Genomic DNA, 12,374 nt, shown 5'->3' on the forward strand with positions numbered 1-12,374 from the left:
CGGGCCCCTCACCCCGTCACGGCCCACCTCCTCCCAGCACGCCGCCCGCCAGCCCGATCACCACGGGCAGCACCCCCACGGCGATGAAGGCCGGCAGGAAGCACAGACCCACGGGCGCGGTGACCACGACGGCCGCGCGCCGGGCACGTGCCGTCGCCGAGCGCACCCACTGCGCGCGGGCGTCGGCGGCGAGCCGTGCGACCGGTCCGGCCGCCGGGAGCCCCGACACGTCCGCCTTCTCCAGCAGCGCCGCCAGGGGTGCCGCTCCGGGCGCCGAGGCCAACCGGCGCCACGCCTCGGCCGGTTCGCCGCCGAGCCGGACCTCCGCCGCACCGCGCGCCAACCCCTCACCCACCGGACCGCCGAGTGCCTCCCCCACGGCCTGCGCGGCCGCCACCGGTCCCGCCCCGGCCGCGATGCAGGCGGCCAGCAGGTCGGCCGCCAGCGGGAGTTGGCGGGCCGCCTCGGCCTGGTGCTCGGCCTGCTGCGCCGCACCGGACGCCTCCTGCCGCCGGCGCCACCGCCACAGCCCCGCCGCGCCGCACAGGCCGACCACGATCCCGGTGACTCCCCCGATCAGCGCCCAGCCGATGCCCACGACCCCGACCTCGGGCAGCCACCGCCGCGCACGGTCGCCCAGCACGGGCCGCGGGGTCAGGGTCCGCCGCGCCACCGCCACCGCCAGCAGCTCGGCGGCCCGCTGTCGCGCGCGTCGCCGGTGCCGTACGCCCTCGGCCCACCGCACCAGCCACACGAGGGCCACCGCGATCCCCACGACCGCCCCCAGCCTGTGGACGAACTCGGCGCTCACCGCACATCCCCGTTCTCGCTGCACGTCCGGTCCTCGCTCCGTCTCATGCCGCCTCGGCCCCCTTCACGACCCGCAGCGCCCACCACAACCCGGCGCCCTCCAGCACCGCTCCGGCCACCAGGCAGCCGAGGCCCGCGCCGGTGTGCAGCAGGACGTGCAGCGGATCGGCGCCCAACGCCGCACCGAGAAGCAGGCCGAGGACCGGCAGCCCGGCGAGCATCACCGCCGTGGACCGCGGACCGGCCAACTGGGCCCGCAGGTCGGCGCGCTGGTCGCGTTCGGCCCGCAGGGCTCCTTCCAGGCGGTCCAGTCCGTCGGCGAGGCCGGCGCCCTGGTCCACGGCCACGCGCCAGCACGCCGCCAGCCCCAGCAGTCCCTCCGCGCCCGGCCGCCGGGCAGCCGCCGCGAGCGCTCCGGGCACGTCCCCGCCGAACCGGGCCGCCGCCAACACCCCCGCCTGCGCCCCGCCCAGCCCTCCGGAGTCCCGCGCCGCCACCAGCAGCGCCTCCCCGGGCTGCCGTCCCGCCCGCACCTCACCGGCGAGCGAGGCACACAGCGCGATCACCGCGTCCCCCCGGCGCTCACGGGCCCGCCGCCGCGCCCCGGCCCGGCGCACCCGGCCCAGCAGCGGCACCCCGACCGCCCCCGCGGCGACCGGTAGCACCGACGCCCCCAGCACCGAGAGCGCCACCCCGGCCACGAGCGACCACCACTCCGGGCGCCACCTCCGCCGGATCCGTCTCACCTCGTCGGCCCAGTCCTGCCACGTCGGCGGCCCGGCACCCACCACTCCGCCACCGGCCAGCACCAGCCGGGCCCGCCGGGCCCCGGAGTGCCACCGGCTCGACATCCACGCCGCCACCGCGGCCCACGCCACGGCCGCCACGGTCGCCACCTCACGCAACGCGCTCACCACGCCCCTCCCGCCGTTCCAGCGGGGTGCACACCCACCGGACCCGCCGCCACACCCACGGGATGCGGGACCCAGCCCGCGCCCGACGTACCCATCGCACCCGGCCCGCTCAGCGCATCCGCAGCGCCCCCCGACGCACGCACCCCGCCCGCGCCCAGCAACCCCCGCAACCGGCCCCAGCCGACCTCCTCCACGAACGCCCCCGCCTCCCACCGCAGCGCCGGCACGGTCCGCACCAGCCCCGCGGGGTCCCGCTCCAGCACGTGCACCTCGGCGATGCGCCGCTGTCCCGTCCGGTCCCGCACGAGGTGGATCACGACCGACAGCGCCGCCGCCAACTGGCTGTGCAGGGCGGCCCGGTCCAGCCCGGCCGCCGTGCCGAGCGCCTCGAGACGAGCCGGTACGTCCGCCGCCGCGTTGGCGTGGACCGTCCCGCACCCGCCCTCGTGGCCGGTGTTGAGCGCGGCCAGCAGATGCACGACCTCCGCTCCGCGGACCTCCCCGACGACCAGCCGGTCGGGCCGCATCCGCAGCGCCTGCCGCACCAGGTCCTCGAGCGTGACGAGCCCGACGCCCTCCTGGTTGGCGGGTCTGGTCTCCAGCCGCACCACGTGCGGGTGGTCGGGCCGCAGCTCGGCCGAGTCTTCCGCGAGCACGATCCGCTCGCCGGGCCCGACGAGCCCGAGCAGTGCGCTCAGCAGGGTCGTCTTGCCGCTCCCGGTGCCGCCGCTGACCAGGAAGGACAGCCGCGCCTCCAGCAGATCCCGCAGCACGCGGTCACCGCCGGGCGGCACCGTGCCGGCGGCGACCAGCTCGTCCAGGGTGAACGCTCGGGGGCGTACCACCCGCAGCGCCAGGCACGTGCAGCCGACGGCCACCGGGGGCAGCACCGCATGCAGCCGGGTCCCGTCGGGCAGCCGGGCGTCCACCCACGGCCGGGCGTCGTCCAGGCGCCGTCCGGCCACCGCGGCCAGGCGTTGCGCGAGGCGTCGTACCGCCGCCGCGTCCGGGAAGGACACGTCGGTCCGCTCCAGGCCGCCGCCCCGGTCCACCCACACCCGGTCGGGTGCGGAGACCAGGACGTCGGTGACCGACGGATCGGCGAGCAACGGCTCCAGCGGGCCGCTGCCGACCAGCTCGGAGCGCAACCGCTCCGCCGCGCCGAGGACTTCCGCGTCCCCGAGCACCCTGCCCTGCTCGCGCAGCGCCTGCGCCACGCGTGCGGGCGTCGGCTCGGACCCGCTCTCGGCGAGCCACCGCCGCACCCCGTCCAGCAGCGCCGGGGCGTCCCGTTCGTCGAATCCCGCGCTCATCCGCTCCCCACCTCCGCCGACGCCCGCTCCCAGAACTCCTTGCAGAAGCGCGCGAGCGGTCCGCGCGCCGACGCTCCCGGCGGGGTCCGGCCGCCGTCCGGGCGGAGCAGCGCCGGCTCCACGGGCACCTCGCCCACCAGTGGCAGGCCGAGCAGGCGGGCCACCTCGCGGTCGTCCAGGCCGGGGGCGTACGGGCCGCGGACGGCGACCCTGAGGTCCTTCAGGACCATGCCGACGGCGGAGGCGACCTGTCCGGCCGCGGCGACGGCGCGCAGTTCGGCCGGCACGACGAGCAGTCCGACGTCGAGCTGGGCCAGCACCTCGGCGACGCCGTCGTCGACACGGCGCGGCAGGTCGACGACGACCGTGCCGCCCCGCCGGCGGGCCGCGGCGAGGACGGCGCGGACGGCCTGCGGAGGGACGGCGACCCGGTCACCGCGGTCCCAGCTGAGCACCCGCAGGGCGTGCAGCTCGGGCAACGACTCCTCCAGGGCGCCCCCGCCGACGCGGCCGCGCGAGGCGGCGAACGCGGGCCAGCGCAGGCCCTGGGCCGTCTCGCCGCCGAGGAGTACGTCGAGTCCGCCGCCCAGGGGATCGGCGTCCACGAGCAGGGTGCGCAGTCCCTCGCGCGCGGAGGTGACGGCGAGGGCGCACGCGAGCGTGGAGGCTCCGGCCCCGCCGCGGCCGCCGATGACCCCGACGGTCAGGGCGGGTCGCCCCACGCCCTCGGCGACGTCGGCGATCCGGTCGACCAGCCACTGCTCGCCGTCGGGCAGCACCAGGACGTGGTCAGCGCCGATCTCGACGGCCCGGCGCCAGACACCGGAGTCGTCCTGGTCGCGTCCGACGAGGACCACGCCGCGCCGTCGGGCGGCCCCCCGGACCCGCCGGGCGGCGTCGTCGCCGACCAGGACCAGCGGTGCGGACTCCCAGCCGCCCCTTCCCCGCGGGAGCGAGTGGCGCACCTCTGGTGTGGCGCCGGCGGCGGCGCACAGCCGCAGCAGGTCGTCGAGGAGCTCGGTGTCCTCGGTGACGATCAACGGCCTTCCCGGCCGGCCCGAGATCGCGGGTGGCGGGTCGTGTGTGACGGCTCCGGTCACGGTGTCCATCCCCCTTCGCTGCGTCTCGCCGAGCCCCTGCGGCCCCGCGATTGCCGAATGTGTGAAGAACCGGCGGCCGGCCCTCCAATGAACGGCCGTGAGGAACAGCCGTCTTGAACGGACGGCGGAAACCGGCCGTGGGCGTCCGACAAACGGAACGGGACATGAACTCGGCCCGAGCGGGACGCCTGGGAATCACCGTGCAGCGAAGCCGGAAATCGTGTGGATCTTGGTCGATTTCTGTGGACGAGTCAGGGCTTGTGAATATCGCCATCACCCAAACCGGTGAGCCCTGCGGCAACTCCTGCGCGGTTTCCACAGAGCAGTCCCACGACTACACACAGTGACTAACCTGGGGTGCGCGACGCGGGGCATGCGCGGCGACCAGGAGAGGAGGCCGCACCGCGATGGGAGGGGAAAAATACGTCCGGACATGCGACGACCCCCGCCGGGGGGGAGAGCGGGGGTCGTCTCCACGGCCGACTCGGGGGGGGAGGAGTCGGACCGGGTTAGCACGGTCGCGAACGATCCGTGACTTCCATGGTGTACCCGACAGCCCTGTCAGGCAAACCCACGCGCCCACCTTACGCCGAATGGGCTGCCCCTATGCTCAGAGGCGTGGAAAACCACTCCCTGCACCGCACAGCCGCCTTCTTCGATCTGGACAAGACGGTCATTGCGAAGTCGAGCACGCTCACCTTCAGCAAGTCGTTCTACCAAGGCGGTCTGATCAACCGCAGGGCCGCCTTGCGTACCGCGTATGCCCAGTTCGTCTTCCTCGTGGGCGGTATGGACCACGAGCAGATGGAACGCACCCGCGAGTACCTGTCCGCCATGGTGCGCGGGTGGAACGTCCAGCAGGTGAAGGACATCGTGGCCGAGACCCTGCACCAGCTGATCGACCCGATCATCTACGACGAGGCCGCCTCCCTCATCGAGGAGCACCACCGGGCCGGCCGCGACGTCGTGATCGTCTCCACCTCCGGCGCCGAGGTCGTCGAGCCGATCGGTGAACTGCTCGGCGCCGACCGGGTGGTGGCGACCCGGATGGTCGTGGGCGACGACGGCTGCTTCACCGGCGAGGTGGAGTACTACGCGTACGGACCGACCAAGGCGGAGGCGATCCGGGAGCTGGCGCAGTCCGAGCACTACGACCTCGAGCGCTGCTACGCCTACAGCGACTCGGCGACCGACCTGCCGATGCTGGAGACGGTGGGCCATCCGCACGCGGTGAACCCGGACCGGACGCTGCGCCGCGAGGCCGTGGCGCGCGGGTGGCCGATCCTCGACTTCCACCGCCCGGTGCGCCTCAAGCAGCGGATGCCGCGCTTCGCCGTGCCACCGCGCCCGGCCCTGGTGGTGGCGGCGGCCGTGGGAGCGGCGGCGGCCACGGCGGGCCTGGTCTGGTACGCCAGCCGGCGCCGGGCGGCCGCACCCGCCTGAGCCGTCCTGCCGTCTGGACGTCCGGCCGTCCGGCGGCCTCCGGCGTCGTACGCCTGCCCGTTTCCGTGCTGTTTGAGCGCAAAAGTAAAGAACTCGGGTCAGGGCTTTCGCTCGCCGGGGGCTTGGAGTACAAAGGTTTTAACGGCCCGCGAGACCAAAGGACATCCGCGAGGATCCCCTTCTTCAACGCATTGGCCCCACGGACCGAGCATGAACACCGGGCACCCACGCGACGTCGACCCGTCGATTACGGGCCAGCCGCACCAGGTGGCGGGCAAAGTCCCCGACCTGATGGGCACATATCGAGGACGCTTGGTAACCCGGTGGGCATGCCAGCGGCGGTACGAGCCCTCGTACCGCCGCAACCCTTTTCGCCCCCTCGTGGGGGCCTTCGTCGTTCGCCCCCGTGACAGGCGCCCTCGCCTACGCCGCTCCGCGCTGCAGGGCCTCGCACACCGCCGTCGACTCGCGGGCACCCAGTTCCACGGCCCGGCCGCAGTGGGCGATCCACGCCGCCATGCCCTCGGGCGTGCCGGAGACATAGCCGTCCAGGGCCGCGAGATAGGCCGCACGGCCTAGTTCCGCGTGCCCCACCTCGGACGGGCAGACGGCCTTGGGGTCGAGACCGCTGCCGATCAGCACGATGCGTTCGGCCGCGCGCGCGACGAGGCCGTTGTGGGAGACGAAGGGCCGCAGGGCGAGGAGTTCGCCGTGGACGACGGCGGCCGTCACCAGGGCGGGCGCGGAGCTGCCCGCGACGATCAGCTCGGCGAGGCCGTCCAGTCGGCCGGACACCTCGCCGGCGCCCGGTGCCGGCAGCTCGACGAGCGGCTCGCGCACCGCTTCACCGGCCCGTCGCGGCCGCCCCACCGCGTCGTCCGCCTCCGCGGCGGCCACGACGTGCAGCCGGGCCAGCACCCGCAGGGGCGACTGCCGCCAGATCGACAGCAGCTGGCCCGCCTCCGCGGTCAGCCGCAGCGCTGCGCCCACCGTCCGCGCCTCGTCGTCCGCGCCGAAGTCGCTGCGCCGGCGCACCTCCTCCAGGGCCCAGTCCGCGCCGGACAGCGCGGCGGAGCCGCGGGAGGCGCGCAGAGCGGCCTCGGAGGTGATCTCGGTACTGCGGCGGCGCATGATGCGGTGCCCGTAGACCCGGTCCACGGCCTTGCGGACGGATTCGACGGAATCGGGCACGCCGGGCAGCGAGCCCAGGGTCGCGAGCGGATCGGCGGTCGCACCTGTCGTACTCATGCGCACGACCCTACGCACCCCCGGCCGTGAGCCCACGATGGAGTGGCCTTCTTCACGCACCGCTGCCACTCACCGCTGCCGAGCGACTACGCTTCGTGAACATGAAAATTGCTTTCGTCGGGAAGGGCGGCAGCGGCAAGACCACCCTCTCCTCCCTGTTCATCCGTCACCTCGCGGCGAGCGGCGCGCCGGTCATCGCCGTCGACGCCGACATCAACCAGCACCTGGGGGCCGCCCTCGGCCTGGAGGAGGCGGATGCCGCCGCACTGCCCGCGCTGGGCGAGCACCTGCCCCTGATCAAAGACCACCTGCGCGGGTCCAACCCCCGCATCGCCTCCGCGGGAACGATGATCAAGACGACCCCGCCCGGCGAGGGTTCCCGGCTGCTGCGGGTCCAGGAGGACAACCCGGTCTACGACGCCTGTGCCCGCCCGGTGGAACTCGACGGCGGCGCCGTCCGTTTGATGGTCACGGGCCCCTTCACGGACGCCGACCTGGGGGTCGCCTGCTACCACTCCAAGACCGGAGCCGTGGAGCTGTGCCTGAACCACCTGGTGGACGGCCCCGACGAGTACGTCGTGGTCGACATGACGGCGGGCTCGGACTCCTTCGCCTCCGGCATGTTCACCCGCTTCGACATGACGTTCCTCGTCGCCGAGCCGACCCGGAAGGGAGTCTCCGTCCACCGCCAGTACAAGGAGTACGCCCGTGACTACGGCGTCGAGCTGAAGGTCGTCGGCAACAAGGTGCAGGGACAGGACGACATCGACTTCCTGCGCGCCGAGGTCGGTGACGACCTGCTGGTGACGGTCGGGCAGTCGGACTGGGTCCGCGCCATGGAGAAGGGCCGCCCGCCCCGGTTCGAGCTCCTGGAGGAGCCCCACCACGAGGCCCTGCGCCGGCTGCGGTCGGCCGCCGACGCGACGTACGCGCGGCGCGACTGGGAGCGCTACACCCGCCAGATGGTCCACTTCCACCTGAAGAACGCCCGGTCCTGGGGGAACGAGCGCACCGGGGCCGACCTGGCCGCGCAGGTCGACCCCGGGTTCGTGCTCCGCGAGGGCGTCACCGCCCCCGCGTAGCCACGGCTCGGCCCTCGCGCAGCGACGGCTGAGCCGTTCCCGTAGCGACGGCCCGGCGTTCCCGTAGCTACGGCTTGGCCGCCGGTGCCCCCGGTACTCCCTTGGGGGCCGGGGCGGGCCGGGCCGACAGGAACTGCTCCCAGCCCTCGCGCGGCGCCTCGCCCACGTCGAGGGAGCGCAGCTTGGCCAGGGTCGCCGGGTCCTGGGCGTCCAGCCAGTCGGCCAGCTGGTGGAAGGAGACGCAGCGCACGTCGGGCTTGTTGCAGACCGCCTCGACGACGTCCTGGACGGCGCGCATGTACACGCCGCCGTTCCAGGACTCGAAGTGGTTGCCGATGACCAGCGGCGCGCGGTTGCCCTCGTACGCGCGCTGGAAGCCGGCGAGCAGGCTGTCACGCATCTGGTGGCCCCAGAAGGACCGCTTGGCCGGGTCGCCCTGGGTGGCGGTCCCGGACTGGTTGACCATGAAGTTGTAGTCCATGGTGAGCTGCTCGTAGGAGTGGCCGCGGAAGGGCACGAGCTGCATCGACAGGTCCCACAGCCCCTCCTTCTTGCCGGGCCACACCTGGTTGTTGACGCCGCTGGTGTCGTAGCGGAAGCCCATGTCGCGGGCGGCCTTCATGAAGTTCTCCTGGCCCTCCAGACAGGGGGTGCGGGCGCCGATCAGCTCCTTGTCGTAGTCGAAGGGCAGCGGGGCGGCCTTCGTCATCCCGGTGTTGGTCTTCCAGGTCTTCACGAACTGCTTGGCCTGGGTGATCTCGTCCTTCCAGTCCGCCACCGACCACTGGCCGACTCCGCCGTCCTTGCCGCAGAAGTGGCCGTTGAAGTGGGTGCCGATCTCGTTGCCCTCCTGCCACGCCAGGCGGAGCTGCTCGGCGGTGTCGGCGATGCCCTGCTCGTCGTTGAAGCCGATGTCGGAGCGGCCCGGCGAGTGCTGCGGCGGCTTGTACAGGTCGCGCTTCTCCTCGGGCAGCATGTAGACGCCGCTGAGGAAGAACGTCATGGTCGCGTTGTTGGCCTTGGCGACCTCGCGGAAGTGGGAGAACAGCTTCTGGCTGTCCTCGCCGGCGCCGTCCCAGGAGAACACGACGAACTGCGGCGGCTTCTGCCCGGGCTTGAGCCGCTCGGGCCGGGGCAGGTGCGGCTGGGCCCCCGTGTACGCGGTCGAGCCGTCGCCGATCAGGCGGACGAGGCTCTTGGGCGCGGGAGCCGCCTGCTGCCTCCCGGACCCGGTCCCGGACGCGCCCGCGCCCGCTGCGTGAGAACCGGTGGCCCCCGTCGAGCAACCGGCCAGTGACGCGGCGACGGCCGCGGCGACCACGGTCCCCGTGGCGATCCTCTGGGTGGCGGTCATGTTCCGCCCACCTTCTTCCTTCTCTCAGGCCAACGCCGACCACGGCGTTCTGGTGCGCCGCCGACCAGCCGACGGCGCCGTCAACGTCGCACGGAGGCCGAGAAGGAATTAATACGACAAGCCGATAAAAAGCTCACTTCACTCTTTAGGAGGGTTACGTGCGCCATTTGCCACAAATATCCATGCTCGTCCTTTACTCTGCATTACGATCCGTTTACCGAGCGTTGATTCATCCCGCCGCTTGCAAGCCGTGACCCACGGCCGCGACCACCCCCCGCCATTGCCGGGGGGAACACCCAGATCCGCGACCGCGCTGCCCCGGAGGAGACGGGAACATGTCAGCCTGCGTCCCCACCCGCACCACCGAACCGTCCGACTCGGCCACGCCCGAGCGCCTGCACCAGCCCCACAGCCCGCCACCGGCCCCGCGCCGCCGCTTCCGCCTCGCGGGCGCCGACGTGTCCGCGTCCATCGCGGTCTTCCTGATCGCCCTGCCCCTGTCCCTCGGCATCGCCCTGGCCACCGGCGCGCCGCTGCAGGCCGGTCTCGTCGCCGCCGCCGTCGGCGGCCTGGTCGCCGGCCGGCTCGGCGGCTCCGCACTGCAGGTCAGCGGGCCCGCCGCGGGACTCACCGTGGTCACCGCCGACCTCATCCACCGCTACGGCTGGCGCACGACATGTGCCATCACCGTGCTCGCCGGACTCGCCCAACTCGGCCTCGGCTGCCTGCGCGTGGCGCGCACCGCGCTCGCGGTGAGTCCGGCCATCGTGCACGGCATGCTCGCCGGGATCGGCGTGACCATCGCCGTGGCCCAGTTGCACATCGTCCTCGGCGGCACCCCGCAGAGCTCGGTCCTGGCCAACCTGCTGGCCCTGCCCGCCCAGGTGGCCGCGGTGCGCCCGGCCGCTCTTGCGGTGAGTTCCCTGACCCTCGCCCTGCTGCTCCTGTGGCCACGGCTGCCGGGCCGCGCCGGCCGCGTGCTCCGCAAGGTGCCGGCCGCGCTCGTCGCCGTCTCCGGCGCGACCGCGGTCGCCGCCCTCGCCGGATTCGCCCTGCCCCGCGTCGAGTTGCCGTCCTGGGGCAGCCACGCCCTGGCCGGACTGCCCGAGGGGCCGGCCCTGGGCCTGGTCGCCGCCGTGCTCACCATCACCCTGGTGTGCAGCGTGCAGTCGCTGCTCGGTGCGGTCGCCGTGGACAAGCTGGTGGCCTCCCGCGCCGCGTCACCCGGCGGGACGGAGCCGGCCGACGACACGGCCTCCGGCCCCGCGGCTCCCAGCCCCGCGGCTGCCGGCCCCGCGGCTCCCGGCCCCGCGGCTGCCGCCACGGCCTCGCCGACGGGCACCGCCCCGCCGACCGCCAACGGTTCGGCCGCCGCCACCGCCCCGCCCGCCGCCTCACCTTCGCCGCCCCGCGTCCCGCGTTCCGACCTCGACCGTGAGCTGCTCGGTCAGGGCGCCGCCAACATCGTCTCCGGGGCCCTCGGCGGGCTGCCCATCGCCGGTGTGGCGGTGCGGAGTTCGGCGAACGTGCGGGCCGGGGCGGTGAGCCGGAACTCCACGATGCTCCACGGCGTTCTCGTAGTGGTCGCCGCGCTGCTGATGGTCCCGATCCTGGAGTTCATCCCGCTCGCCTCCCTCGCCGCCCTGGTGATGGCCGTCGGCATCCAGATGGTGTCCCTGCACCACATCCGCACGGTGACCCGCCACCGCGAGGTGCTGGTGTACGCCGTGACCACCCTCGGTGTGGTGTTCCTCGGCGTCCTCCAGGGCGTGGCGCTGGGCATCGCCCTCGCCGTCGCCACCGCGCTGCACCGCCTCGCCCACACCCGCATCACCCATGACGAGCGGGAAGGAGTCCATCACGTACGTGTCCGGGGCCAGTTGACGTTCCTCGCGGTCCCGCGCCTCAGCCGGGCCCTGCACCTCGTGCCCCACGGGGTCCCCGCCGTCGTGGAGCTGGACGGTTCGTTCATGGACCACGCGGCCTACGAGACCCTCCAGGACTGGCAGAAGACGCACACCGCGCACGGAGGCACGGTCGAGTTCGGCGGTCGCCGCCCCGGCCTGCGGATCGCCGAGCCGGTGATCCCGCACGCCGACGAGGACGCCGACTGCCGCTGCGGACCCTGGACACCGTGGCGCAACCACCAGTGCGACCTGACGAGCCTCGCGCCGGCGGACACGAGCGACACGGCCCGCCGGGCGGACACCCCCCTCGCGACCGGCACAGGCACGGGCACCGACGCCCATAGCACCGGCACCGGCACCGGCACCGGCACCCACGCTGCGTCGGTCGAGAGCACGGACCTCATCAGCGCGGACGCCCAGAGCTCGGACGCCCAGAGCGCGGACATCACGCACGTCGCGCACGTCGCGGGCGAGGACACGGACGAAGGCAGGACCAGGGACACCGACCGGAAGGAGACCGACCCGCCACCCACCACCCACCAGCTCGTGCGGGGCATCAGCGCGTTCCAGCGCAACACCGCCCCGCTGGTGCGCGACGAGCTGGAGCGGCTGGCGCGGGAGGGGCAGCGGCCCTCGCAGCTCTTCCTCACGTGCGCGGACTCACGACTGGTCACCTCGATGATCACGTCCAGCGGTCCGGGCGACCTGTTCGTGGTGCGCAACGTGGGCAACCTCGTGCCGTTGCCGGGCGAGGACAGCGGGGACGACTCGGTGGCCGCGGCGATCGAGTACGCGGTGGACGTGCTGGAGGTGCGGTCCATCACGGTGTGCGGACACTCCGGGTGCGGGGCCATGCAGGCCCTGCTCAACGCCGAGCCCGGTGCGGCGCACACCCCGCTGAAGCGGTGGCTGCGGCACGGGCTGCCCAGCCTGGAGCGGATGGCCGACGACAGCCGGCCCCCGGCCCGGATCGCCGGGCGCGCCGCCGCGGACGCCGTGGAGCAGCTCTGCCTGACCAACGTGGTCCAGCAGCTCGATCATCTGCGGGCCCACGCGTCCGTTGACCGCGCGCTGCGGGCCGGTGCGCTGGAGCTGCACGGGATGTACTTCCACGTGGGCGAGGCGCAGGCGTACCTGCTGACCGGGGCGGGCCGGGTGTTCGACCACGTACGCCCGGTCGACGTCCCGGCGTGACACCGGCGC

Annotated in this window: 9 protein-coding genes; 3 read left to right on the forward strand and 6 right to left on the reverse strand. The window is 73.9% G+C overall.

The features are described from left to right. Window positions 1-16: 16 nt before the first annotated feature. From E4U92_RS28515 to ssd, 4 genes are read right to left on the reverse strand one after another with little or no spacing between them, the layout of a single operon-like run. Window positions 17-811 carry a type II secretion system F family protein gene (locus tag E4U92_RS28515; RefSeq protein WP_137303301.1) on the reverse strand — a complete coding sequence of 265 codons (795 nt, stop codon included), beginning with the start codon at window positions 809-811 and terminating at the stop codon, window positions 17-19. A gap of 43 nt (window positions 812-854) precedes the next feature. Continuing rightward, complete coding sequence (locus E4U92_RS28520; protein WP_137303402.1) at window positions 855-1,661, reverse strand: type II secretion system F family protein; 807 nt, start codon at window positions 1,659-1,661, stop codon at window positions 855-857. 59 nt (window positions 1,662-1,720) lie between these two features. Further along, window positions 1,721-3,037, reverse strand: a complete 1,317-nt coding sequence (locus E4U92_RS28525; protein ID WP_168725217.1) for a TadA family conjugal transfer-associated ATPase — start codon at window positions 3,035-3,037, stop codon at window positions 1,721-1,723. Then, window positions 3,034-4,146, reverse strand: coding sequence for a septum site-determining protein Ssd (ssd, locus tag E4U92_RS28530; RefSeq protein ID WP_137303302.1), 1,113 nt, complete (start codon window positions 4,144-4,146; stop codon window positions 3,034-3,036). Before ssd ends, E4U92_RS28525 begins: the two co-directional genes overlap by 4 nt. A gap of 597 nt (window positions 4,147-4,743) precedes the next feature. Between ssd and E4U92_RS28535 the strand changes: the two genes are divergently transcribed. Then, window positions 4,744-5,580, forward strand: a complete 837-nt coding sequence (locus E4U92_RS28535; protein WP_137303303.1) for an HAD family hydrolase — start codon at window positions 4,744-4,746, stop codon at window positions 5,578-5,580. A 423-nt stretch (window positions 5,581-6,003) separates the two neighbouring features. On the opposite strand, the gene E4U92_RS28540 is transcribed toward E4U92_RS28535, so the two are convergent. After that, window positions 6,004-6,828 carry a Fic family protein gene (locus E4U92_RS28540; protein ID WP_137303304.1) on the reverse strand — a complete coding sequence of 275 codons (825 nt, stop codon included), beginning with the start codon at window positions 6,826-6,828 and terminating at the stop codon, window positions 6,004-6,006. Between the two features lie 101 nt (window positions 6,829-6,929). On the opposite strand from E4U92_RS28540, the gene E4U92_RS28545 reads away from it, so the two are divergent. Then, complete coding sequence (locus E4U92_RS28545) at window positions 6,930-7,910, forward strand: ATP-binding protein (protein WP_137303305.1); 981 nt, start codon at window positions 6,930-6,932, stop codon at window positions 7,908-7,910. A gap of 67 nt (window positions 7,911-7,977) precedes the next feature. Here the strand turns inward: E4U92_RS28545 and E4U92_RS28550 are convergent, their stop codons facing one another. Next, window positions 7,978-9,264, reverse strand: coding sequence for a polysaccharide deacetylase family protein (locus E4U92_RS28550; RefSeq protein WP_137303306.1), 1,287 nt, complete (start codon window positions 9,262-9,264; stop codon window positions 7,978-7,980). 335 nt (window positions 9,265-9,599) lie between these two features. On the opposite strand from E4U92_RS28550, the gene E4U92_RS28555 reads away from it, so the two are divergent. After that, window positions 9,600-12,365 carry a bifunctional SulP family inorganic anion transporter/carbonic anhydrase gene (locus tag E4U92_RS28555; protein WP_137303307.1) on the forward strand — a complete coding sequence of 922 codons (2,766 nt, stop codon included), beginning with the start codon at window positions 9,600-9,602 and terminating at the stop codon, window positions 12,363-12,365. The last annotated feature ends 9 nt before the right edge of the window (window positions 12,366-12,374 follow it).

The organism is Streptomyces galbus (genome assembly GCF_005280195.1).
Taxonomy (GTDB): domain Bacteria; phylum Actinomycetota; class Actinomycetes; order Streptomycetales; family Streptomycetaceae; genus Streptomyces; species Streptomyces galbus.